22 protein-coding genes are annotated in these 23490 nt (G+C 50.1%); 5 read left to right on the top strand and 17 right to left on the bottom strand.

Annotated elements, in window-relative coordinates; translation table 11 throughout:
• Position 1: 1 nt before the first annotated feature.
• Genes AC6ESO_RS25595 through coxB form a run of 3 tightly spaced genes read right to left on the bottom strand, consistent with a single transcriptional unit; the run spans position 2 to position 3584 of the window.
• A complete protein-coding gene (locus AC6ESO_RS25595) occupies positions 2–622 on the bottom strand; it encodes a cytochrome c oxidase subunit 3 (RefSeq protein ID WP_494822054.1) in 621 nt (206 codons plus the stop codon).
• On the bottom strand, positions 619–2529 hold the full coding sequence (gene ctaD / locus AC6ESO_RS25590; RefSeq protein WP_497093859.1) for a cytochrome c oxidase subunit I: 1911 nt from the start codon (positions 2527–2529) through the stop codon (positions 619–621). The genes AC6ESO_RS25595 and ctaD overlap by 4 nt, the downstream gene beginning before the upstream one ends.
• 11 nt (positions 2530–2540) lie before the next feature.
• Entirely contained in the window at positions 2541–3584 is a 1044-nt protein-coding gene (gene coxB, locus AC6ESO_RS25585; protein WP_497093858.1) for a cytochrome c oxidase subunit II, read from the bottom strand.
• Between the two features lie 350 nt (positions 3585–3934).
• Here coxB and AC6ESO_RS25580 point away from each other — a divergent pair, with 350 nt between their 5' ends.
• The 4 genes from AC6ESO_RS25580 (at position 3935) to AC6ESO_RS25565 (ending at position 6648) form a co-directional block, all read left to right on the top strand.
• A complete protein-coding gene (locus AC6ESO_RS25580; RefSeq protein ID WP_497093857.1) occupies positions 3935–4675 on the top strand; it encodes a hypothetical protein in 741 nt (246 codons plus the stop codon).
• Between the two features lie 239 nt (positions 4676–4914).
• Entirely contained in the window at positions 4915–5358 is a 444-nt protein-coding gene (locus AC6ESO_RS25575; protein WP_497093856.1) for a MarR family winged helix-turn-helix transcriptional regulator, read from the top strand.
• Between the two features lie 82 nt (positions 5359–5440).
• Complete coding sequence (locus AC6ESO_RS25570) at positions 5441–5833, top strand: DoxX family protein (protein ID WP_497093855.1); 393 nt, start codon at positions 5441–5443, stop codon at positions 5831–5833.
• Between the two features lie 38 nt (positions 5834–5871).
• The gene (locus AC6ESO_RS25565; RefSeq protein WP_497093895.1) at positions 5872–6648 is read left to right on the top strand and encodes a pirin family protein; all 777 of its coding nucleotides are present in this window, start codon (positions 5872–5874) and stop codon (positions 6646–6648) included.
• 67 nt (positions 6649–6715) lie between these two features.
• Here AC6ESO_RS25565 and AC6ESO_RS25560 read toward each other — a convergent pair whose 3' ends face one another.
• The 5 genes from AC6ESO_RS25560 to AC6ESO_RS25540 form a co-directional block, all read right to left on the bottom strand.
• Positions 6716–8224, bottom strand: coding sequence for an alpha-glucosidase/alpha-galactosidase (locus AC6ESO_RS25560; protein ID WP_497093854.1), 1509 nt, complete (start codon positions 8222–8224; stop codon positions 6716–6718).
• Between the two features lie 113 nt (positions 8225–8337).
• On the bottom strand, positions 8338–9237 hold the full coding sequence (locus tag AC6ESO_RS25555) for a helix-turn-helix domain-containing protein (protein ID WP_497093853.1): 900 nt from the start codon (positions 9235–9237) through the stop codon (positions 8338–8340).
• A 65-nt stretch (positions 9238–9302) separates the two neighbouring features.
• Positions 9303–10484 (bottom strand): SulP family inorganic anion transporter, encoded by a 1182-nt coding sequence (locus tag AC6ESO_RS25550; RefSeq protein WP_497093852.1) that lies wholly within the window; start codon positions 10482–10484, stop codon positions 9303–9305.
• 178 nt (positions 10485–10662) lie between these two features.
• Entirely contained in the window at positions 10663–11760 is a 1098-nt protein-coding gene (locus AC6ESO_RS25545; RefSeq protein ID WP_497093851.1) for a mandelate racemase/muconate lactonizing enzyme family protein, read from the bottom strand.
• A gap of 94 nt (positions 11761–11854) precedes the next feature.
• Complete coding sequence (locus AC6ESO_RS25540) at positions 11855–13414, bottom strand: HEAT repeat domain-containing protein (RefSeq protein WP_497093850.1); 1560 nt, start codon at positions 13412–13414, stop codon at positions 11855–11857.
• A 142-nt stretch (positions 13415–13556) separates the two neighbouring features.
• Between AC6ESO_RS25540 and AC6ESO_RS25535 the strand changes: the two genes are divergently transcribed.
• Positions 13557–14453, top strand: a complete 897-nt coding sequence (locus tag AC6ESO_RS25535) for a helix-turn-helix transcriptional regulator (RefSeq protein ID WP_497093849.1) — start codon at positions 13557–13559, stop codon at positions 14451–14453.
• Positions 14454–14511: 58 nt separating this feature from the next.
• Here AC6ESO_RS25535 and AC6ESO_RS25530 read toward each other — a convergent pair whose 3' ends face one another.
• The 9 genes from AC6ESO_RS25530 to AC6ESO_RS25490 all read right to left on the bottom strand — a co-directional run bounded on the left by AC6ESO_RS25530 (position 14512) and on the right by AC6ESO_RS25490 (position 23467).
• Positions 14512–15237, bottom strand: coding sequence for an ABC transporter permease (locus AC6ESO_RS25530; RefSeq protein WP_497093848.1), 726 nt, complete (start codon positions 15235–15237; stop codon positions 14512–14514).
• Complete coding sequence (locus tag AC6ESO_RS25525) at positions 15230–16156, bottom strand: ABC transporter ATP-binding protein (protein ID WP_497093847.1); 927 nt, start codon at positions 16154–16156, stop codon at positions 15230–15232. The genes AC6ESO_RS25530 and AC6ESO_RS25525 overlap by 8 nt, the downstream gene beginning before the upstream one ends.
• A gap of 24 nt (positions 16157–16180) precedes the next feature.
• Positions 16181–17035, bottom strand: a complete 855-nt coding sequence (locus AC6ESO_RS25520; protein WP_497093846.1) for an ABC transporter permease — start codon at positions 17033–17035, stop codon at positions 16181–16183.
• Positions 17032–18018 carry an ABC transporter ATP-binding protein gene (locus tag AC6ESO_RS25515; protein ID WP_497093845.1) on the bottom strand — a complete coding sequence of 329 codons (987 nt, stop codon included), beginning with the start codon at positions 18016–18018 and terminating at the stop codon, positions 17032–17034. Before AC6ESO_RS25515 ends, AC6ESO_RS25520 begins: the two co-directional genes overlap by 4 nt.
• Positions 18015–19154 carry a hypothetical protein gene (locus AC6ESO_RS25510; protein ID WP_497093844.1) on the bottom strand — a complete coding sequence of 380 codons (1140 nt, stop codon included), beginning with the start codon at positions 19152–19154 and terminating at the stop codon, positions 18015–18017. Before AC6ESO_RS25510 ends, AC6ESO_RS25515 begins: the two co-directional genes overlap by 4 nt.
• Positions 19151–19675, bottom strand: coding sequence for a sigma-70 family RNA polymerase sigma factor (locus tag AC6ESO_RS25505; RefSeq protein WP_497093843.1), 525 nt, complete (start codon positions 19673–19675; stop codon positions 19151–19153). Before AC6ESO_RS25505 ends, AC6ESO_RS25510 begins: the two co-directional genes overlap by 4 nt.
• Before the next feature lie 162 nt (positions 19676–19837).
• The gene (locus tag AC6ESO_RS25500; RefSeq protein ID WP_497093842.1) at positions 19838–21460 is read right to left on the bottom strand and encodes an ABC transporter substrate-binding protein; all 1623 of its coding nucleotides are present in this window, start codon (positions 21458–21460) and stop codon (positions 19838–19840) included.
• Between the two features lie 121 nt (positions 21461–21581).
• The gene (locus AC6ESO_RS25495) at positions 21582–22487 is read right to left on the bottom strand and encodes an ABC transporter permease subunit (protein WP_494822035.1); all 906 of its coding nucleotides are present in this window, start codon (positions 22485–22487) and stop codon (positions 21582–21584) included.
• Positions 22488–22498: 11 nt separating this feature from the next.
• The gene (locus tag AC6ESO_RS25490; protein ID WP_497093841.1) at positions 22499–23467 is read right to left on the bottom strand and encodes an ABC transporter permease; all 969 of its coding nucleotides are present in this window, start codon (positions 23465–23467) and stop codon (positions 22499–22501) included.
• Positions 23468–23490 lie beyond the last annotated feature (23 nt).

Below are 23490 nucleotides of genomic sequence, written 5' to 3'. Positions count from 1 at the left end.
GTTAGCCCACCTTTCCCATCAAGTACACGACGGTGAAGATGAATACCCACACAACGTCGATAAAGTGCCAGTACATACCGGCAACATATATCTTAGGAGCAGTTACGACATTTAGACCTTTTTTGAAGATCTGCGCGATCAGAATCGAAATCCAGAGAACCCCGAACAATACGTGAGCACCGTGGAAGCCGACAAGCGTATAGAACGATGTACTGAATGCGCTGGTTGAGAATTTATGACCTTCATGAACGTAATGCGTGAACTCATAAATCTCTAGGCCCAAGAAAGCAAGACCGAAGAGTACTGTGATAACGAGCCACCATACCATCGACTTCACTTTGTTCGTGTGCATCGATTGAATCGCGAACACGCTAGTCAATGAGGATGTTAACAAGATGAACGTTGCGATCGCAACGGTTTTAAGATCGAACAACTCCATTGGAGTTGGGTTGCCGTCGCCGACTTGATGACGAAGTGCCAGGTACGCCGAGAACAGCGTACCGAACAATACCGTTTCACCGCCTAGGAACAGCCAGAAACCAAGAACTTTATTACGTCCCTCGAGGGTTGCTTTTTCCGGCTCATGAGGGAGTTGGCCGTCTACGTGTGTATGTCCGCTCATGCTTTAACCCCCTTATTACCTTGAATCTCATCCACTTCGATATGGAAGCCATGATCGTCATACACCGAACGCAAGAACATGCATGCAAGCGTAATGAGCATTCCGAATATAGCGACAATGTGATGATTTAGAATATACGCCCAAGCGCCTGAACCGTAATCGCCTTTCGCGTACATGAATCCTAGACCTGCAATGAAGAGGCCAACGGCCATGAAGAGCGGCAAAATAGACGGTGATGGCATATGGATAGGACCAAGCGGTTCAGCCGGGATCATTTCCTTTTTGCCGTCCATTTTTTCTTTCCAGTAAGCATCATATCCGCGAACGAGCGGAGTTTGCGCAAAGTTGAACTCCGGTGCTGGAGAAGGAATCGTCCATTCCAGTGTACGTCCATCTTCCCAAGGATCATTACTTGCATTGCGTGGTTTCATCGAAGTAATGACAACGTTAATCAAGAACATGATTGTACCAACACCCATCAGCATTGCGCCGACTGTACTGATCATATTCAGGTTGTTGAAGCCCAAACCGTCCAGGTATGTCCATACACGACGCGGCATCCCCATCAAACCAAGGAAATGCTGTACGAAGAATGTAAGGTGGAAGCCGATGAAGAATGTCCAGAACATGATTTTACCGAGTGTTTCGTTAAGCATGCGACCGAACATTTTAGGCCACCAGTAGTACAGACCGGAGAACAGACCCATGATCAAACCACCGACGATAACGTAGTGGAAATGGGCAACTACGAAATACGAATCGTGATATTGGAAGTCAGCTGGTGCAGCTGCAAGCATAACGCCTGTTACGCCACCCATTACGAATGTCGGAACGAAGCCTACTGCGAACAGATTAGCCGTTGTGAAACGGATCGAGCCGCCCCACATCGTAAACAACCAGTTGAAGATTTTGATACCTGTCGGAACCGCGATCAACATCGTTGCAATGGAGAACAATGCGTTCGCAACCGGGCCAAGACCCGTTGTGAACATATGATGCGCCCAAACCATGAAGCCCAAGAAACCGATCAATACTGTTGCAAATACCATGGAGCTGTAACCGAACAACCGTTTACGCGAGAATACGCTGATGACTTCGGAGATAACCCCGAAAGCAGGCAGGATCAAGATGTAAACCTCAGGATGTCCGAATATCCAGAAGATATGCTCCCATAGTACTGCATTACCGCCGTTGGTCGGTTCGAAGAAGTTACCGCTGAATACGCGGTCAAACATCATCGCTACCAAGCCAACTGTCAGCGCAGGGAAAGCGAACAAGATAAGCGCCGAAGTAATGAACGCGGTCCATGTAAACATTGGCATACGCATGAAGCTCATTCCAGGTGCACGCATGTTAATAATTGTTGCCAAGAAGTTAATACCGCCAACCAACGTTCCGATACCGGCGATTTGAAGACCGATAACATAATAATCGAGACCGTGCGTTGAGCTATAAGTCGATGTCGAAAGTGGTGCGTATGCTGTCCATCCTGCATCAGGTGCGCCGCCAGCAAACCAGCTGACGTTTAGCAGAACGCCCCCTGCGAAGAATGTCCAGAAACCAATTGCGTTAACGAACGGGAATGCAACGTCCCGCGCGCCGATTTGCAACGGCACGATCGCATTCATCAAGGCGAATATGATCGGCATCGCTGCAAGGAAGATCATTGTTGTACCGTGCATCGTAAGTAATTCGTTGAACGTATGCGCCGCTACGAAATCATTTAACGGCTTCCATAGCTGAATCCGAATCAGGAGTGCTTCCAATCCGCCAACCAGGAAGAAGAATCCGCCCGATAACAGATACAGAATGCCGATTTTTTTATGGTCAACGGTTGTCAGCCAATCCATCAGGCCACTATACCGTTTAACCGCATGTCCGTGAGCCAAAGTAGGTACCTCCTTCATTCCGTAAGTAATTAATATTCTAGCTTCAAGCCTGCCAGGTATTTCGCGATGGCATCGACTTGGTCTTGGGTCAAGTCAACCTTAGGCATCAACGTGCCCGGTTTTACTTTCTGTGGATCGGCGATCCATCTCTTCAGGTTCTCTTCAACCGTGCCTTCGTTAGCGTACTCGGCTTGGTCAGTATTGACCAGAATACCCGCTACCGATTGACGGCTTCCGACACCTGTCAAGTTCGGATAAATTTGTCCGCCGTTACCGCCGATTGCGTGGCAGGACAAGCACTGTTTATTAAGCAGTTCCGCAATTTCCTGATTCTCAGGAAGCGCGACCGGATTCTTCATAGCAGCTACCCAGCGGTCAAACGAAGCGTGGTCTACAACCTTCACTTTGAAATCCATCAAGGAGTGGGAAGGTCCGCAGAGCTCGGCACATTTACCTAGGTAAACACCTGTCTTCGGTGCTTTAAAGTACATGATGTTCACGTTACCGCCTGGATTCGTATCTGTTTTACCAGCTAGCGATGGAATCCAGAAAGAGTGAAGCACATCAGCTGTTTTCGCTTCGATCGAGATAACCGCATCGTTTGGAATGAGCAGCTCTTGTGCTGTCTTCACGCCAAGGTTCGGATACTCGAACTCCCACCAGTATTGGTGAGCCGTAACTTTAACTTGTATTGCAGCAGGATCCTTCGTGTAGTCCTTCGCGAGCCCGAATACGGACTTAACTGTTGGAACGCCGAGGATGATCAGCAGGATAATCGGAATGACTGTCCAAATAATCTCCAGCTTGTGGTTCCCTTCCACTTGAACAGGGATCGATTTGTCGCCTGGACGACGGCGAAAGCGAATAATTACATAAACTGCAATAGCGAAAACGACTAGAACGACCCCGATCATGATCCAGATCGTTAATTTCATTAGTCCGTACTGTTCTTCGGCAACCGGCCCTTGCGGTCTAAGCGTCGACAAGTCAGCTCGTCCGCAAGCTGACAGCAGCAACACCATTCCGGCAAGAAGCGGCATTAGCCGTTTTAGAACGTGCCACCGATTCATCATCAATCAACCCCACTTTTTACGTTTTCGCAGCTGCCGTAGATGGCGCAAAAAGCGGCTGTGCTGCGTGAAATCCTAGATGTTTAGACAACTTCTTCAATCTAATCACTTTATTAAATATAAAGTTGAAGGTGGTATTTGTCAATGTTCCCAGGCGTGTTCACAAATTGTTCTCATACCAGTAAAATCGCCGATTTTTACGGTTTTGCCGCTTGCCATTTTACCGTTTTGAACCACCATGTCTATCCTACATTGTGTGCAAAAACCATGGTTCTTTATGTATCGAAATAGCATGCATATTTGTTTCGCGCTAGCCCATCCTAAAGCTAGGTTAATGAAAGGAGCTACCCTTAATGAAAAAGCGAGCAGCTTATCGTTTATTTCTCATTTTGATTGCCGCCAGCGCAATGGTAACCGTCATGGCCTTAAGCGGCTGCAATTACGAACGCCACGTTCAGAACAGCACGTTCGATTACGGCTCCAAGAAGAAAGGCGATCCCAAAATGCTCGGCAGCCGGATGTATGGCACCATGAGCGGATTGCCGGGACAGCACGACAATGCCTGGTTTGAATACAGCTCCCTCATTTCGAATGACGTGTCCAATATTAACGGTGTTGCCGGTGCGATCGTCATGCTTACCGATAAGAATGCCTATGTCGCAATTACAACAGACTGGACTGCAACAGGCACGCGCAAAACTGGCGGTCCCAAAGAGCAAAATAATGGCGGGACAACCGAAGGCGTCTATAATGTGGATAACGGAAGCCCATATTGGAACAACCAAAGGGTCGCAACGCCATACAACTCAGCACTCACCATCAACGATCACAATGAAATTTCCGGCGAGCTGAAGCAAACGATTGCGATTCACGTGCGCAAACTGGCTCCGGCGGTTCAGGAAGTTCATATCTCGGCGAACAAAGAGTTCAACAACCATATGGTTCAATACGCGCAGGAAGCATGGGCGGGACACTCCCTCACGCCATGGCTCCCTTCATTTAATACGCTCGTACAGCATCAATTCATCGGCGGGGACAAAGTACCGGAACCGATCGACAGCCAGCTTCGATCCCGAGCTCACATGAACAAATAATAATGATTTTGTTAATATGGACTGGCGGACTGAAGCGCAGCATGCGTTTCAGTCCTCTTTTGCGAGTGAAAAATAGCATCTATATAATGAAGGAAAATTCACGCCTGCATGATTCACTAGCATTAGTGTGCTCAATATATGGGTATGGCAGTCCCTTGACAAATCGGCACAAAACATTTATCTTTAAATTAAGATATTAAGTATTAAGACAAAATTCTGCACCATTCGAGGTGATAATCATGTCTGCCGAGACCGATCAACAATTGCATCTCTTCATTATACTGTCTCGTGCTCATCAGTGGGTCAGCGCTCATGTTCATCAGGATATTCGCAAGCACGGCCTCAACCCAACGGAATTTGGCGTTCTCGAGCTTCTCTATCATAAGGGTGAACAGCCGCTGCAGCAGATCGGCGAGAAGATCCTCATGACGAGCGGCAACATTACTTATGTCATCGACAAGCTTGTTTCCAAAGGATTGGCGCATCGTAAAGCATGCCCTACAGATCGTCGTGTCATTTACGCTGAAATTACAGACCAAGGCAAGCAATTTCTCGATGATGTGTTTCCGAGTCATCGTGAGGTTATTGCCAATGCAGTGAGTGGTTTAACACCGGAAGAACAAGAGCAAGCGATTCATTTACTGAAGAAACTGGGGATCGCGGCACAGAGCAGCTTCGGTTAGCGCTTCGTCATAGCGAATATCGGGAGCCAATATCTTAATATTAAGAAACTTTATATTTTTATTTTATGGAGGAAAATCAAGCATGGGCATGGCATTAGGTTTATTACTTATTCGATTGGTTGTCGGCTTGACCTTTGCAGGACACGGCGTGCAGAAGCTGTTCGGTTGGTTTGGCGGGTACGGCCTGAAATCGACCGGAGGCTGGATGGATTCCATTGGTTTAAAACCAGGCGTTCTGATCGCGCTGGCTGCAGGACTTGCTGAACTTATCGGGGGCTTGCTCTTCGTCCTTGGTTTATGGCTGCCGGTATCGGCTGCGCTTCTTGTACTGACTATGCTTGGCGCCATCATTTCGGTTCATCGCAGGAACGGCTTCTGGATTACGGCTAACGGCATGGAATACAACATTGTCCTCATCGCAGTCGCAATTGGCATCACTCTCATTGGTGCAGGCGAATATGCAATCGGCGACTGATCTAACCACAAATTCATTCAATGGAGGTCATATTTATGATACAAACACTCGTATACGGACCATCTCTTCAGGCTACAGGCGCATTTGATGGCGGCAAAATCACAGAGCAGAAGCCAATTGGCTTCTCCGGTGAAGGTTCTGTCGTGAAACGTGTGAGTACCTTATTCTACTGGGCATGGGCTCATTCCAAACAAGAAGGCTACATCCCGCTTCATCCTCACCAAGCGTTCGAAATCATGACCTATGTTGTAGCAGGTCAGGCCGAACACGGCGATACACTCGGCACTAAGAGCAAGATCGGCTCAGGCGGGGTTCAGCTTATGCAAACCGGCTCAGGCGTCAGCCATGAAGAACGTTTTGTCGGCCCGGACATGGAAGGTTTTCAAATCTGGTTTGAGCCTTCTATCCAAGAAGCCCTTAAACAGCAGCCTACGTACAACCAATACGAACATGAGGAATTCCCAATTACCCAAGGCGATGGTTATACCAAGAAAACGGTCATGGGAGAAGGCTCTCCAATCTCCATTACAGCCGACGCGCTCATGTGGGATGTAGAGCTTGCGCCAGGCGCTCAGTATACGCACTCCATCGAGAGTGGGCGTACTTTGACTGCTCTGGCGATTCGCGGAGATGGCTCTTGGACATATACATCGGAAGAAGCGAAAGATACAGCTTTTAAACACAAAGACTTCATCTTAGCCAGAGCCGCCGAAGCCCAAGAAGCCGTCATCACGGCAAGCGGCGATACACCGCTGCGTCTCATTCTGATTGATGTCCCTACAAACGTAGATTACCCGCTCTATCCTAAACGTTAATAGTAATGGTGTGTAATAAAAAGGGATCAAAGTGCCGCACCGGCGCTCTGATCCCTTTTCTTCTTATTTAATGAGCTGCCGCCGGACGTTCCTTCGCTTTGTCCGCTTCGCCCGCGTTGCGGGTTGCCGCTTCGCGATCTTCCAGCATCTCTTCGATTGATTTGGTTTTGAGACGGGCCGCACCTTTGTAATCCTCGCGTGTCGGAATGAGATTGCCTGCAGCGAGCCGCTCCTTCGCTTGCTCGATAGATGCGCTATACTGCGGCAGCCATTTGGCTTGCGCGACAAGCATTTCATCGACCATTTGCCAGATCTCCTTCGGATTACAGACAGCACCCACAAGCGGATCCATCATCATCGCTTGGCGGAGCAGCTTATCATCCCCATGAACGGCAGCTTCCACTGCGAGCCGTTGTACGGAAATACTCACGTTGCACACGGCCGCGCAGCCAAGAGGAAGGTCACCGACGACCGGCATATTGATGCCATTCGCATCGACATAACCCGGCGCTTCAATGATGGCATCATTCGGCAGGTTCGCAATCACGCCGTTGTTCACGACGTTGAAGTGACCGCGGTACAACCGGCCTGTTTCCAACCCTTCAATAATGTAGGACCCGTGCTCTTCCGAGCGTTTCTCCGGGATATACACGTAAGGATCGCCTTTCATCCAGTTCGGGAAATCCGTCTCGAACCAATTCCGTCCTTCCGTACATACGCGCAGATAGCCGCCGGTTTCCCCATTGATCCACACGCCCATATCGATCCAATCCTGAATTTCATCCGCGCGTTTGCGGTACCATGGCACATACTCGCTGAGATGTCCGTTCGATTCCGTCGAGTAGTAGCCGAATCTGCGCAGCATATCGATGCGCACCTTCTCCGTCTTCTGAAACTCCGGATGGTTCTCGAATGCCTCAAGCACCTCGCCTGTCTTATCTACACCGTTATGCTTAACGGATATATACCAAGTCTGATGATTAATGCCTGCGCAAATAATATCGACTTCTTGCTTCTTCAGCCCAAACGCGGTCGCAATTTGATGATGGCCGCCTTGAACGCCATGGCAAAGTCCGATTGTACGCACGCCGCCGTATTTGTTGCAGGCCCATGTCAGCATCGCCATCGGATTGGCATAGTTGAGCAGCAGCACATCCGGTCTGGCTACCTCTCGGATGTCTTTACAAATCTCCAGCATCGCGGCAATTCCGCGCTGGCCGTACATGATTCCCCCTGCACAGAGCGTATCGCCAACACATTGGTCTACGCCATATTTTAGCGGGATGTCTACATCATGCTGGAAGGCTTCCAAGCCGCCGATCCGGACGACGGTAAGTACGTATTTGGCATCCTTTAATGCTTCGCGGCGGTCGGTCGTCGAATGAATTTGGATATGAAGCCCATTCTCGATAATGTCTCGTTGGCACAGCTGTGTCACCATGTCCAGATTGTGCGCATTAATATCCGTAAACGCAAGCTCGATGTCGCGAAACTCCGGCACCGCAAGCAAATCACGCAGCAATCCTCTCGTAAATCCGATACTGCCCGCTCCGATAAACGTAACTTTGAAAGACATGCTAAACCCTCCTGAGGTTAATGGAATTGGATACGCGTTCATTACCCTCATTCTAGCAGGAGCTCCAAGAATGCGTTTCCACAAATCCAACCGGATTGCGCCAAGCATGTCAACTATTGCAACTGCTTATCGAAGCCTTGCATCGTTTCGATGGATTTCCGGTAAGCTGCGGGAGACATTCCGGTCACTTTCTTAAACAGCATGCTGAAATACTGCCGGCTGTTCAAGCCGATATAATCGGCAATATCGATGATCGGCACATCGGAGCGAGCAAGCAGCATCTTAGCTTTCTCCACGCGCAGCTCGGCCAGATATTCCGTGATCGTCACATTCATATTCGCCTTGAAAATCCGCTGCAAATAGACCGGGTGCAAGCTTACAGCGGCAGCAACATCCTTCGCCTGAATATCGCAATCATAATGCTGGTGAATGTATTCCGTTGCCTTCCTTACATAGCGGTGATGCTGCCCTTGAGCCACATCCTTCGCTTCATCTGCCGCAAGCCGGGCCACACGAACGAGCAGCTGCGCAAGCAGCAAATGCGTCATACTGCGGCGCTGCGCTCCGCCGGTATCCATCTCCATGACGATACTCTTGAGCGTATGATGAATTTCATTGGGATCCCGCAGCACGATGGTACTAACCTTGCGGTCAAGCAGCTCCGCCAGCGCTTCATGTCCTTGGGCAAGCTGCATCATGGACGGGTAAATGCCATCGCATTCCGTGAATATAAACTCCACATTGAGCATCCGGCACGGACTTTCTTTCGGCACGATAAGCTTATGCGATACGCGGGCATCCAGTAAAATCAGATCACCTTTGCGCATCTGGAACACATCATTCATCGTCTCCACCGTACATGTACCGGAAATGACATACATAAATTCAATGGCATCATGAGCATGAAAGTCCATATCGTAATCGAGCCACTGCTTATAATAGTAAGCCACGATGTTTGGACGGAAATCTCCACCTTCTCTCCAATGAGGATCATATAAGCTGTAAGATCGCATACAAACATCCGCCTCCATGTTCATCGATTAGTGGTAGACATCCAGCTTCAGACAGGCTTATTAGCTTATCGTTCAAGCGAACTGCGCCTCAGTGACTTCTGCAGCAGGACGATCAAGAAGCTGAGAATAACGCCGACGATCACACCGATCGCAAGGTCATGGGTCATTACGACCGCAGCCACGGTAACGACCATGACGATCGTTTCGCCGGCTGGGACCGAACGCATTTTGAATACCGATTTCCAGTCGAAAATCGCAATACACACCATTAGCATAATGCCAATAAGGGCCGCCATCGGAATAAGAGCGAGCAGATCGCCAAGTACCACAACGAGCAGCAAGAGGAATAACGCCGCAACGAGCATCGAAAGTCGATTCCGGCCGCCCATCTTCACATTAAGAACAGACTCCGCAACAAGCGCGCAGCCCGCCATCCCGCCGAAGAACCCCGCGATGAAATTCGCAATCCCTTGGCCTCGCATCTCTAGGTTCTTGTCCGTCGTTTCGCCCGTCATCTCATCCAGCAGGTTCTGCGTCAGCATCGTTTCGGTGAAACCGACAACGGCCAGAGACAGCGAGTAAGGCAATATAATGAAGAACGTTTCCCACGTAAACGGGATATCCGGCAGTAAGAATGAAGGCAGTGAAGCATCGATGGCTGCTATATCCCCGATTCGAGTAACGTCGCTGATGCCAAGCGCCCATACCAGAATTGTCAGCACGGCCACGGCAACAAGCGGCGACGGCACCGCTTTGAAATATCGTGGGAGGATATAAATAACGAGAAGTGCGGCTGCGATCAGCACGTACATCATGAAAGACGCATCCACCAAGTAACGCAGCTGGGAGAGGAAAATCAGTATCGCAAGCGCGTTCACAAAGCCCGTTAACACCGGCTGCGGTACGAAACGCATCACTTTGCCAAGCCTGAAGACACCCATTACATATTGAATAACACCGGTTAAGACCGTCGCGGCGAACAAGTAAGCAATCCCATGCTCCTTCACCAGCGTCAGCATCAATACTGACATGGAGCCGGCTGCCGCCGAAATCATGCCGGGCCTGCCACCCAGGAACGTAATGACAAGCAAAATACAGATCGTCGCGTAAATCCCCACTTGGGGCGGCACTCCGGCCATAAACGAAAACGCCAACGAGTCCGGTATTAAAGCAAGTGTTGCCGTCATGCCGGCAAGCACATTAAGTCTGACATCCGATGTCCATTGGTCACGCCAAGTTCCAATCACGAACCGTTCACCTCTACCTATAGAAATAGATACCGAAAATCCGCTTTTCTATCGGTTAGCATAACCCCCGATTCCACGGACGGTCAACGTTCTTTTTTGAGCGTTTCCCATAAATGAATAAAAGCCCGCAAACCGGCCCCCCTTCGAAGAAAGGCGCAGTTTACGGACTAGCTTGTAATTAGCGAATACGATATTCGTCAAAATACCGAGGGAGAATCGTCGTCGAAGCACCTGGCTGCTGAGGGAGCGTGTAGAAACCGTCAACGACAGTAGTCGGTTCTTCAAAAATATGACGAATCCAAGGGATGTACTCCAGCATAATCGCATTTTGCGTGGAAGCGACCAAATGCTGATGGATTTGGCCCATATCCCCAACATGCGGGCAAATCGGCAAATCATACGCTGCTGCGAGACCTGCAACCTGCAGCCATTCCGTAATGCCTGCTACCCGTGTCACATCGACTTGAACGTATTCAACCGCGCCTTGGTGGATGTAGTCACGGAACGCATATTTATTGTAGACATGTTCGCCGAGTGCAATCGGCACATTCAATTCATCCGCCAATTTGCGGTGTCCGGCCACATCGTCCGGATTGAGCGGCTCTTCCAGCCACATCAGATCAAACTGCTCCAGCTTCTTGCCCCACGTCATCGCCGTTGTAATATTCCACTGTTGATTCACATCGATCATCAAGCCGATATCATCGCCAATTGCTTTGCGTACCGCTTGCACGCGATCAAAGTCCTCGCGCGGATCCGGCTTGCCAACCTTCATTTTCACAGCCGTGAATCCTTGATCCACAATGCCGGCAATATCCGAAAGCAGACGTTCCTTGCTCCAGTTGAGCCAGCCGCCGTTCGTATTGTAGGCTTTGATTTTCTCCGGCTTATGACCGCCGAGATATTTCCAGAGCGGCAGATTCGCTGCTTTGGATACGATATCCCATAGCGCGATATCAACGGCAGCCAGCGCCATATTCGTAATACCGGCCCGGCCAATCCAGTGCATCGGTCCAAAACGCAGCTCGTCCCAGATCTGTTTGATCATCGTCGGATCCTTACCGATCAGCACCGGAGCATAGTAGCGATCGATCGTGTCCGCAATCATCTCGTCGCCTTTCGCAGTTGTTCCCGTGTAACCGTACCCCGTAATGCCCTCATCCGTTTGAATTTTGATGCCCGTCACGCCCCAATGAGTCGCCACGTTGATTGCATCGGTAATCGGTGGTGTGATCGGTACATGAAGGATAAAGCTTTGCGCGCTAACAATTTTCACAATTATTCCCTCCGGTTGTATGGCCGACTCTGAAAGGGTAAGGAGACAAGCCCCTCACTCCCCCGGTAGCGACGATTATTAGAATATCGATTCCTTAAAACGTGCTTGCTTTGTGCGTATCCGGACACCAGCGTGCCGCGCGATATTGAGAAATGAGCACATCGACGGCTTTCTCCGTCCGAATGGCGGTCAGCGCCTCGAAGGCATATGCGCGTGTATAGCGGTCCGAACTAAGCAATCCTGACTGCAAGCCGGATACAACTAGATCCGGATCACCGAACTTCCCGATGCGAAGCAAGGACAGTGCTGCCGTATAGCCGATTTTGTTCTTGATATATTCCTGGTTGTAGACATAAGAGCCATTGCTGCCTGCAGCCTCATTCTCCGATTGCTCCTGCTCGACCGCTTCTTCCAATACACGAACGAGTGCCGGAATTGTAAGTTCAACCGCACCGCCAATCATCCCAAGCGCTTCTACAGCGTTACGGCGAACCCATTCGCTGGAGTCCGTGAGTGCAGCTATTAATGCCGGCACTGCCGATTCAGCCTCTAATCCGATCATGCCGAGTACAAAAGAGGCGTGCGCTCTGCTGTTCTCCTCTGCATGCTCAAGCACTTCGATCAGACTCTGCACAGCCGCAGCCCCTGCTGCTTGAAGTCCGTAAGCCGCACGCTGCACCGTTAATTTGGATCCATCCTTTAGTGTGCTGATCAATTGCTGCATGCCAGCCGATCCGATATGACCCAGCGCATAGGCTGCGTTTAAAGCCACATCTTCAGCGGTATCGTGAATCAGCGATGCAAGCTTCGGTGCCGCAACTGCTGCCGCTTCGCCCATTAGGCCGAGCCTGTCGGCAGCACGTCCGCGACTAATCGCATCTTCGCTCGCCAGCTCTTCAATCAGACCCTGTACCTCGTCTTCGTTACCGGTGATGACAGGCTTAAAGGTCTTCTCTCCTCGGAGCCAGTTCCATGCATCATGCCACAAGTTAAGATGCGCTGTCGGTGTGCCGACCGGAAACGCCGGCGTACCATTCGTATGATTCCAGCTCGGCGATACCGGCTCCCGCAGACGAACGAATTGGAATTTCAGCATGTAACGATCGAGATTCGAAGTGTTCAGCGATGCTTTATGCCAGATATCAAAATGGACTAAGGCAATCGTTCCCGCTTTGCCTGTAGGTAAAACCAGCCCTTCACCCGGAAGCTTCTCGTTGTACTGGGAACCCGGCATAATCGCCGTCGGTCCCATCTCTTCGGTAATGTCCTGCGTGTAGTAGAACATCATGACCCACCATGGACGATGGCTGCGCATCGAAGACCAGAAGCCGTCCTTATGCCACTGCCCTCCGCCCGGCGCTTGATTCCCCGGTTGATTGTAGTGCATGTGCCGGTGGGGGTGCATATAATAGTCAGGTCCGAGGACGCTTGTCAGAGCCCCTTTAACCGTCGGCGTATCGAAGAAACGCTGGATGTCAGGCACACGCGGCAAAATATTATTGCCCGGGTTGCCTTCATTTTGCAGGACATAATCAATTTGTTTCATGACGCTTTGATGCAGTTCAGACGGCAATTCATTGTGTAAAACCACGAATCCGTTGGTTATAAATGAGATCATCTGCTCGTCGCTTAGCAAATTCATTTCATTAAGCACTAAAATGCAGCCCCTTCATTCGTCAGTTAATGTGTTATATTTAATGTAAACGAGAAGGTGGATTTTGTATTTAGCATACAGTCATCCAGTTGCACAATAGTCAGGTATTTTTCAGCCAAACGCGTTAAAGGAGATTGCTGCCATGGATTTTTCCAAGTTCCATCCCTATGTCTATTACGCGACCAAATATGCCTTCTATCGCGGACAGACCAGCTATAACCGTTATGTCTATTCAAGCTCCATCTATATCGTGACCGAAGGGAAGGGCATCTTCGGCTTGCGCGGCGAGCAACACGAAGCGCTGCCGGGCATGATGGTCTACATGGAGGCCGGACAGCCGCATGATTGGATCGCTGACGCCTCCGACCCTCTGGTGCATGTGTGCTGCTATTTCGATTGGTACTATGTAGACAGAACCGAAGTGTTCAAGCATCACGCCGCCCCGCTATGCTACGACTACGCCCAACTTCGAACCGAGCTGGTAGGTGAACCTTTTCCTTACCCGTTGCCCGAAATCTCTACGATCAGTACTTCACTGCTCAACTGGACTGACCTGCTGCAGAGAAGTTTTATTTCGAGCGAGCATACGACGGAGCGAACCTTTCTGCGGAGCATGGCTGCCCAAAGCCATTTTGCTGTATTTATCAATCATTTCTTAACCTACTCGCTTCAAGAGAGACATATCCCGGACCCCCGGATCGGCAGACTGCTTGAACGCATTGAGGTGGATTTAATCAATGGCCATGAAATTGATTTGGACAACTATTCGGAATCGCTTGGCGTAAGCCGCGGTTATTTCTTCGAGCTGTTCAAGAAAACAACGGGGTTATCACCGATTCAGTACATCAATCAATTCCGCATCAACAGAGCCAGGGAAGATCTGCGCTCCTCCAATTTGAGCGTTATGCAGATCGCGGACAAATACCATTTCAATTCCGTTCACTACTTCTCCCGAATGTTCAGCAAATATGCCGGCATGTCTCCCCAGGCTTATCGCGAATACGAGACTTCAAACAAAATTCCACTCTACAACAAATAGCCTGGCAGTGTAGTCACTGCCAGGCTTAAGGGTATAACAATCACATTTCGATCCGTATCTATCCGCTGTGCACATCCGCTCTACGGAAATACAAACCAATGAAGAGGAGCGGAACGAAGAAGGCGATCAGCATCGTCGTCACTCCGATTGAAGCCGTGTTATGAGCAGGCGACATGTTGGTAACCAGATTCAGCGGTACGCTCCATGGATAATACATAATGAATCTGGACTGCATGATGGTGAGCTCCGAAACGACGGCAAACACGCCAAGGCCCATCGCCGGAATATAACTGCGCCACATAAGAGCTACTGCTGCCGCAATTGGCACTAGGGCGTATTGCAAGATGAAGAGCAGTCCATATTTCCCGGCTACTTTACCAAATACAGCTAAAGTCGGCATTTCGCTTGTAAACAAGAAGCCTGTACCGAAAGTAATCAGGAAAGCTAACAGGATTACCGACAACAGTACCGGAATGGCAATGATAAATTTCGCGGCAAGCACTTGATTGCGCGAATGAGGCCCAGTCAATAGATTATTCACGGTGCGCTCTTGGAACTCCCTTGCGAATAAATAACCAGCTAACAAAGCAAATAAGGCCGGGCACATCAGCATCGTCAAAATCACTAAATTATAATCAAACAAATGCGCCCAATCAAAGGATTCCGAGTTGTTCAATTGAATGAAGAACACAAGAGCCCCGGGAAGCAGCGCGCCAAGCAAAATCAGCCAAAGCATGCGGGAATTACGCCATTTGAGCCATTCACAGGCAATGAGATTAAGCACGGGCGGCACCTCCTTCCACAAGTCGCACGAAGTAGTCTTCGAGCGAATCCTTCATGGCGGAAAGGCTGTTCACAAGAATGCCTTCTTTCACAAGTAGCCGATTCATCTCGCCCGGCATCAATCCTTCATCATAAACACGCAGCCAGCCGTCCTCATCGACTCGGCAATCGCGAATGCCCATCTCCGAAACTAACAGCTCCCTTGATTTTGCCTGTTGATCCACCTGCAGACTAATATAGTGGCGATTGCGCTCCTTAAGAGCGTGCATCGTCGTTTCTTCCAGCATGACGCCGCGATGGATGATGCCGACCTTCGTCGCCAGCTGCTCCACCTCGCTTAGAATATGGCTGGAGACGAGAATCGTAATTTTCCGTTTCTGCGCGAGCTCCTGGATCAACAACCGAATTTCCTTGATTCCCATCGGATCAAGTCCATTGGTCGGTTCATCCAGTATGAGCATCTCCGGGCTGTGAAGAATCGCTCTCGCAATGCCCAGACGCTGCTTCATACCCAAGGAGAAGTCTGCCGCCCTGCGGTTTCTGGCTTCCCATAAACCTGTTGTACGGAGCGCGTCCTCCATCGAATCTTGTCCGCGAACCCCCATCATTTTGCGATGAATGTCCAGGTTCTGAATCGCCGTTAAGTTCGGATAAAAGCCAGGATATTCAATAACGGAGCCTACTTTGCGGAGTACAGCATTGCGGCCCTTCCCGATTCGTTCCCCAAGCAGCTCTACAGATCCCGCCGTCGGCTGAATGAGTCCCATCATCATACGGATCGCCGTCGTTTTACCAGCCCCGTTCTGTCCGAGGAAGCCGTAGATATCGCCGGGCATTAACGTCATATCAATGCCGTTCACGGCTTTAACCCCTTTATAATGTTTGCAGAGTCCGCGGACCTGCAGGATTGGCTGATTCATTTCAAGTAACACTCCTTTTATTGTTTAAGCAATGTCCTTGCGCCGGAAAGCCGCACAGCCCAGTCCGAGCAAGACGATTAAATAAATGACGGTATAGCCGATAAAAGCTGCACTCGGCACATTGATGGCAGAGAAAGGTCCGAGCGACTGGATCATATCCGTGGTCACCGGTAGATCCAGTCCATTGAACAGCTCATAGGTCACTCGCCGCAGCATCGCGTTGGAAGGCATCAGCAGCGAGATAAACAGCGACAGCTGGCTGGCCGTTTCGTTGCCGCCGGTGCCTCCGATGGCATACAAGTTCTCAGCGAAGCCGCTGAATAAAGCTAGGCCATACAGCATCGCGCACGCTACCCCATTGCCGAGCATCGGTAAATAAATCGAGCCGATCAACGTAACGGCAAGCAGCAGCAGCGGCGCCCAAATGAAGAACAGCAGTGCTTTCATGACAGACGGCGGATCAAGCGGATAGTCGAGCCAATAATGAACAGGAAGCAATATGGCTACAAATAAAATGGCGCTGTACGCAACGAGCCAGCTTGCAATGCCTGCATATCTGCCGAGATACACCTTCCACCTGGGAATAGGACGTGCTAAGACGGCCAGCATTAATCCGCTTTCCACTTCCCCCGAGATGACCCCCATCGTGGAGAACAAGACAAGGAACGCGATAATCATCTGCGAGAAGATCAGTCCCAGCGTAAGAAACGACAACCCGTTCATTAACGCCTGTGCCGGAACGAGCTCCCCTTGGGTATGCGCTGCGATCTGGGATAACCCATAACAGAACAAACCGACAAACAACGCGGTAAGCACAAAGCTGACCATCCATATTTTCTTGCGAAACAGTTCCTTACCCGCATAAGAGACCCAAATCATAGACGTGCGCCTCCTTCACCGGTGCCAGTGCCGCTGCCGCGATTCTCTCCCGACATCGCGAGAAACCAATCCTCCAGCTTCTCTTGAACAGGCCGGATCTCATAGACGGTTACGCCCTCTTCCATCAACAAACGGTTCATGTAGCCAATCTGCTCATGGCCCCTTGCAGTCACCTGAAGAACAGCACTTCCATCGTTTTCTTGTTTTGCAATTGCAAAGGACATCCCTGGCAGCAGTTGTCCCGTGAGTACCTGCTGAAGCTCCGGCAGCCAGCCGGAAACGATAATCCGCCAGCTCAAACCGCTCCGAAGAAGCTCACGCATCGGCCCAACCGCACGCAGCTTCCCATGATGAAGGAAAGCTACCTCATCACACACGGCTTCGACATCTTCAAGTAAATGCGTATTCAGGAACACGGTCTTTCCTTCCGAACGAAGCCGCTCCAGCAGCACTCGAACCTCATAACGTCCAATGGGATCAAGTGCCGAAGAAGGCTCATCCAAAATAATCAATTCCGGGTCCATTAACAGCGCGCATGCAATGCCGAGGCGCTGCTGCATCCCCTTCGAGTAGTGCCGCACACGATTCAAACCGCGCTCATGGAGACCGCTGATGCGCAGCACTTCCTTGATACGTGCCGTAAAATCGACCGTCTTCGACTCCGAGCGAGAAATGCCGCTTAATCCGGCATGATAACGCAGCACTTCCTCCCCCGTTAACCACTCTTGGAAGCGAAACAGCTCAGGCAAATAACCAACCTTGCGCCTCGACTCCGGATGGCCGATCGGCATGCCGAAGAGGGTTCCGCTGCCGGAATCCGGACGAAGCAAGCCGACAACCATCTTCACAAAAGTGCTCTTGCCTGCTCCGTTTGGCCCAAGCAGGCCGAATATTTGTCCCCGCTCTATTTCCAGGGAAATATCGGTACAGCCCGCACCGGATGCATAAGTCTTAGTCAGCCCATTCGTTTGCAATATGGTCATTTCATAATTCCTCTTGCTTCATCCAAAATGGCCTCTTCCGTTGGGAACTCTTGCATCGAGCCGCTCAGCTGATAAACCCAGTCATTCTGCAGCCAAATGATCGAACGCCCGTTGACCGATACCGATACAATCGCATCATTGCCATCCACCTTTGTCGTATGGATGTTGTCTGTAGAGGTCGACGGGATTGGAAGCGTATGACGCCAATCTCCGATACCAGCCAGCTTCGCCCGCATGTCTTCGGGAATGACAGGCAAATCAAGCACAGCCTGCCGAATTTGCTCCACATCGATATCATCGGATACCTCAAGGGAAGGTGCCGGCATCTGAATCAGCTGTTTGGCCGTCTGCCCCTCCTGCGTGACCTGTTTCGTCATAAAAGTACCCGGCATCTTAAGCACGATCGGGGAGTTCTCGACGGAGTCCGGGAATTCGGTTTTTCCGCCGAACATGGCGAGTAGTTTATTGATCTCCTTCGGATGCAAATTGAAGGTGATTTGCTGCTCCGGCATATATCTCATAACGATATTCCCCTCACCGGAGAGCTGTTTCAGCGAATGGCTCCCCGCCAGCTTGGCTGCTTCTGCCTGATCAACCTCGCGCTGCTGACCGCCGCCTTGCTGCTGAATGTCACCATACCGATTCAAATCCAGCTCCCGTGAGCCGACTGTTCCGTCCTGCAGCGCTCTCTGGAAAGCATTCAAATCGGATTGGCTGATCTCAATGGTTTCAAAGTGCTGGACGCGGAATGTGCTGAGCATTGCCGCCATCACGCCTTGCCCCCAAGAAGTGAACAGCAGCATGCTCGCGAGCACCGCGGCCGTAGCGCCGGAGATCCATCTTTTCTTCAGCCAAAGCGACTTCTTCTTACGTGTTCCTTCATTAATAGCAGCCAAACGCAGAGGTGTTTGCGGCTTCTGTTCCGACACCAGGGCAATCCCCTCAATCGGCTGCTGCTCGCTAGCCTGTTGTTCGGCTTGCGCCGCCGGTTTAGTTTCCTGCGCTTCCTGCATCCAGACCGCAGGTACCTCTTCGTCCTTTACTACCTCAAACAACCGGTCGAGCGCGTTCTCGATTTCAGCATCGCTAATGCTGAGCTCTTGCGTATCTGTATGACTCAATCGCTTATTTTTCATTGCTCCATAACCTCCTCGGCACTCATATTCTTCTTAAACCGACTGGCAGCGCGCATGAGCAGCGTCCCGACAATCTTGGGATTCACCTGCAGCGCCTCTGCGATTTCAGCATGCGTGTAGCCTTTTTCTTTGAGCAGCAGCGCCTGCCGGTCCCGCTCGGATAATTTATTCAGCACATTTCGGACGACATCGCGTTCCCAGTTCTGAATAACAGCCGCATCATTAGAAGGGTGGTTCTGCTCCTCCGTTAACGCTTCGTTCATTTGTTTCTCCGTCAGATTCTGTTGTCTGCCGGACTTGCGGTAATGGTCATATACGATACGGGTTAACACCCGGTGCAGCCATGCTCCGGTGCGGTCAAGATCTTCCGGTGGATTTCGGTAAAGACGCAGGAACACTTCCTGGGTCAAATCCTCCGCCGCTGCGCGATCTCCGATTAGAGAAATAATTTTCCGCAGCACGGCGGGATAATGTTCCCGGAACAACGCTTGAAACCGTTCCGGTCTATTGTGGTTTACCATGTATTCGCCTCCTTCATCTGTTAAGACGACGCAATTAGCCCAAATATAGCACACCCTATAAAAAAAGCTAACAACCGTAATTCCACGCTGTCTTAACACGGCTGAGAACGAAAAAAAATCAGCCGAGCAGAGCGAACTCTGCAGGCTGATTCTCATTAAGCATTAACCTTCAATTAGTGTTTTGTAAGCATCCAGTTGTTTTTGGATTTCATCTTTCACTTTGTCATAGCCGGCAGCTTTCAGTTTGTCGCGAAGTGCGTTAACTGCAGCAGCAGGGTCGCCTGCTTTACCGAACAGAATCGCCGGAAGCTGCTCGCCGATTACTTGGGAGATCGCAGTCATCTCAGGATCTACGCTTGTTTTGTCGAATACGAATTTGCCGTAAGGGAATGGTTTTTTGATGGCATCGTATTTCGCATACACATCGCCAATACCGCTCCAATCTGTGTCGGAAGGAATTTCGAATTTGTCGACGCGGCCGCCCCAGAAGTCTGTGTAGAAGCCGTCTTTCGCTTCGTCGTAAGCAGCTGGACGGTAGCGTTTGCCGTCTTTGATTTCATACTGCACGCCTTCAAGGCCGTAGTTGATCAGTTGGTACACTTCTTTGTCTTGACGGATCAGTTCATACGCCATCAGCGCACGCTCTGGGTGTTTGCTGTGCGCGCCAACCGACGTACCGCCATGCGTAATTGGCATGGAGATCAAGTTATTGCGCGTATCGGAGTACGAGAACATTTGCAGTTCCGAGCCCGGCTGTGCTTTATCCATTTCAACACGAAGACCTTTGTACGTATTCGTATGGTGGGAATCAGCGCCGCTCAGACCAGCCTTGAGCGCTGCACGAGTATCCCCTTTATAGTTAAGAACATCTTCACGCCAGTAGCCTTTATCTGCCCAGTCTTTCATCATGCCTGCGAATGTAATGAAATCATCGTTGAAGATCGGGCTGTCAACTGTGTAGCGATCGTCGTAGGATTTCGCATAGTAAACGTTCGCATAACCGGTGGAAATCGGCAGCTCAATATTATCTGTGTATGTTGTAGCAAAACCGTTATAGAACGTGCTTGTGCCGCCGTTTACATCGTAAGGGACAACGCCTTCTTTCTTGTCTTTCACGCCTTGGAAGTACTTGCCGAGTGTTTCGAAGTCTTTAATCGGCTCCGTGATGCCAAATTCTTTGGCCCAGTCGCCGCGGTAGAACATACCATGGTTAACCCATTGCGTGTAGTGATCTTCCGGAATTAGGATGATATCATCCTTCAGTTTACTTTGATCCCAATCCTCTTGCGGAATTTCAGAGAAGGTTTGCGGTGCGTATTTCTCCAGCAAATCGTTCAGCGGGAGGAACGCTCCGCGTTGTGCATTTCCCCATGTATCGAGCCAGTCCGTACCGATGGTGATCAAGTCAATCGGTTCGCCGGAAGCAAGCAGCAGGTTGTATTTGGTTTGCCAGTCTGCCCACTCCACCCATTTAAACTCGAGCTTCGCATTGATTTTTTCTTTCATGATCGCATTTACTTTTTCCATTACTTTGTCAAGTTGGCCGTTCTTCGGTTTATCGCCGAGCACGACATACGAAATGGTTTCGAATTCGCTGGTATCAATCTTGCTTACATCTGCGCTTTCATTGGTTGATGCGTTGCCGGAGGTATCACTAGAGGAATTACCGGTATCGCTCGTGTTACTGGTTTTCGTGTTGTTATTACTGTTGTTGCCGCAAGCCGCGATACTGAAAACTAGGATGAGCATGAGTACGATGGTGGATACCCGCTTCAAGTTTCCCATTTCTTTGTAGCCTCCCTATTTTTGATAAAACTGGATTTGCTCCGCTCTCACGTCACGTAAGCGCTTTCGAGCGGCTATGGCAAGAGGGACGTTAAACATTCCCTCACATACCCGTTACCTGTTACCCCTTTACTGCTCCAACTGTAATCCCTTGAATGAAATAGCGCTGCACGAACGGGTAGAACAGGATAACCGGACCAGTTGCGACGACCGCTGTCGCCATCTTCATCGATTCCAGCGGCATATCCCGCAGCGGAACGTTCGAAGAGGCAGATGAGTTTCGAATGAAGTCGGCGCTTGTAATGACGTTATAGAGGAACAACTGCAGCGGACGATATTTCATATCCGGTGACAGGAACAGCATCGCGTTATACCACTCGTTCCAAAAACCCAGTGCGATAAACAAACCGATCGTAGCGAGCGCCGGTGTTGTCATCGGCAGAATGAGTCGCATGAAGATTGTAAAATCGCCTGCACCATCAATCTTAGCGGATTCCGTAATCGCATGCGGGATCGACCTCGTGAAGCTCTTCATCATAATGATGAGGAACGGACTCATTAATCCCGGCAGCAAGACGGCTAGGTAATTATCACCTAAGCTTAAGTATTGTTTGATGAGCAGATAGAAAGGAACGAGACCGCCGGAGAACAGCGTTGTGAAATAGATGAAGAACGAAATGGAATTCCGCTGCTCGAAATCCGGCCGCTGAAGCGCATATCCGGTCATCGCAACCAAGAACAATCCTGCAATGGTACCCACGATCGTAAGGCCAATCGTCACGGCATAGGAACCGATGATCAGGTCCGGATTCTCGAAGACGATTTTGTAAGCAAACAAAGTAAATTCCCGAGGCCATATATTAAAGCCATGTTTCGCTATGGAAGCTTCATTCGTAAACGAAGTTCCCAGTACGACAAGAAACGGGACCAGGCAGCAGAGCGCGAACAAGCCGATGAATACATAACCGAAACCTCGAACCATTAAGGACGTCCCATCCGTCCGAATGCGCTTTTGGACCACTTCCATGCGAGTCCCTCCTAGAACAATGAGTTATCCGGCGATGTCTTCTTCACGAGCCAATTCGCTGTGAGGACGACGACGAAACCGAATACCGACTGATACAAGCTTACTGCGCTGCCCATGGAGAAGTTGAAATTGTTCATCAGGGAGCGGAATACATACGTTTCGATAATATCCGTTGTCGCATAGAGCGAAGTATTATTCGCGCCGACAAGGTTGTAGAACAAGCCGAAGTTCCCTCGAAGCACGCCACCAAGCGAGAATAGCAGCAAAATGATAAAGGTTGGCTTAAGCCACGGCAATACGATGTAGCTAATACGCTGCAGTGCATTGGCCCCGTCAATTTCGGACGCTTCCACGATTTCGGAATCCAGCCCCATGATAGCGGCGAAATAAACGATGGACCCATACCCGGTCGACTGCCAGAGGTAAGTGATGATGATGATGAACGGCCAAACATGCGGATTGGAGTAGGTTTTGACCGGATCCGCGCCTACGGATCTCAAGATGCTGTTCAACATCCCGTAATCGTAGCTTAGGATGTTGTAGGCAATGAGGCCAATAATAACGAATGAGATGAAGAATGGCAGGAACATAATCGTTTGCGATACCTTTTTGAACCATTTCTTGCGCAGCTCATTCAGTAGAATGGCGATGAAGATTTGCAGGAAATTGCCTAGTATGATGAAGGCCAGATTGTACAAAATCGTATTGGTGGTCAATCGCCACAGATCGCCTGTCATCACGAGGAACCGGAAGTTATCCATCCCGATAAATGCGCTTTTGAAAATACCGTCCGTATAGTTGTATCTAATGAAGGCGAGGTACAAGCCCGGCATTGGCAGATAAGCAAATATTGCGAAGAACAGAATTGCGGGCACACACATCAGAATGAGCGTACGATTGTTCCATAGCCTCTTTCTGCGCGTTTGCAGTGTTTGTGAATTCGACTTCACTGCTATTGCCGGCTGCGCGATCGTTTTCATCCTAATCTCCCCCCTCTAAACAA

The sequence above is a fragment of the Paenibacillus rhizoryzae genome, from assembly GCF_059686995.1.
This window is presented reverse-complemented; position numbering and strand designations above follow the sequence as displayed.

Coding starts and splice junctions, on each gene's coding strand:
- AC6ESO_RS25525 (WP_497093847.1), bottom strand. CDS start 16,156: ATGAATCAGCCAATCCTGCAGGTCCGCGGACTCTGCAAACATTATAAA.
- AC6ESO_RS25490 (WP_497093841.1), bottom strand. CDS start 23,467: ATGAAAACGATCGCGCAGCCGGCAATAGCAGTGAAGTCGAATTCACAA.
- AC6ESO_RS25560 (WP_497093854.1), bottom strand. CDS start 8,224: ATGTCTTTCAAAGTTACGTTTATCGGAGCGGGCAGTATCGGATTTACG.
- AC6ESO_RS25570 (WP_497093855.1), top strand. CDS start 5,441: ATGGGCATGGCATTAGGTTTATTACTTATTCGATTGGTTGTCGGCTTG.
- AC6ESO_RS25555 (WP_497093853.1), bottom strand. CDS start 9,237: ATGCGATCTTACAGCTTATATGATCCTCATTGGAGAGAAGGTGGAGAT.
- coxB (WP_497093858.1), bottom strand. CDS start 3,584: ATGATGAATCGGTGGCACGTTCTAAAACGGCTAATGCCGCTTCTTGCC.
- ctaD (WP_497093859.1), bottom strand. CDS start 2,529: ATGAAGGAGGTACCTACTTTGGCTCACGGACATGCGGTTAAACGGTAT.
- AC6ESO_RS25520 (WP_497093846.1), bottom strand. CDS start 17,035: ATGATTTGGGTCTCTTATGCGGGTAAGGAACTGTTTCGCAAGAAAATA.
- AC6ESO_RS25515 (WP_497093845.1), bottom strand. CDS start 18,018: ATGACCATATTGCAAACGAATGGGCTGACTAAGACTTATGCATCCGGT.
- AC6ESO_RS25580 (WP_497093857.1), top strand. CDS start 3,935: ATGAAAAAGCGAGCAGCTTATCGTTTATTTCTCATTTTGATTGCCGCC.
- AC6ESO_RS25535 (WP_497093849.1), top strand. CDS start 13,557: ATGGATTTTTCCAAGTTCCATCCCTATGTCTATTACGCGACCAAATAT.
- AC6ESO_RS25500 (WP_497093842.1), bottom strand. CDS start 21,460: ATGGGAAACTTGAAGCGGGTATCCACCATCGTACTCATGCTCATCCTA.
- AC6ESO_RS25510 (WP_497093844.1), bottom strand. CDS start 19,154: ATGAAAAATAAGCGATTGAGTCATACAGATACGCAAGAGCTCAGCATT.
- AC6ESO_RS25495 (WP_494822035.1), bottom strand. CDS start 22,487: ATGGAAGTGGTCCAAAAGCGCATTCGGACGGATGGGACGTCCTTAATG.
- AC6ESO_RS25595 (WP_494822054.1), bottom strand. CDS start 622: ATGAGCGGACATACACACGTAGACGGCCAACTCCCTCATGAGCCGGAA.
- AC6ESO_RS25505 (WP_497093843.1), bottom strand. CDS start 19,675: ATGGTAAACCACAATAGACCGGAACGGTTTCAAGCGTTGTTCCGGGAA.
- AC6ESO_RS25575 (WP_497093856.1), top strand. CDS start 4,915: ATGTCTGCCGAGACCGATCAACAATTGCATCTCTTCATTATACTGTCT.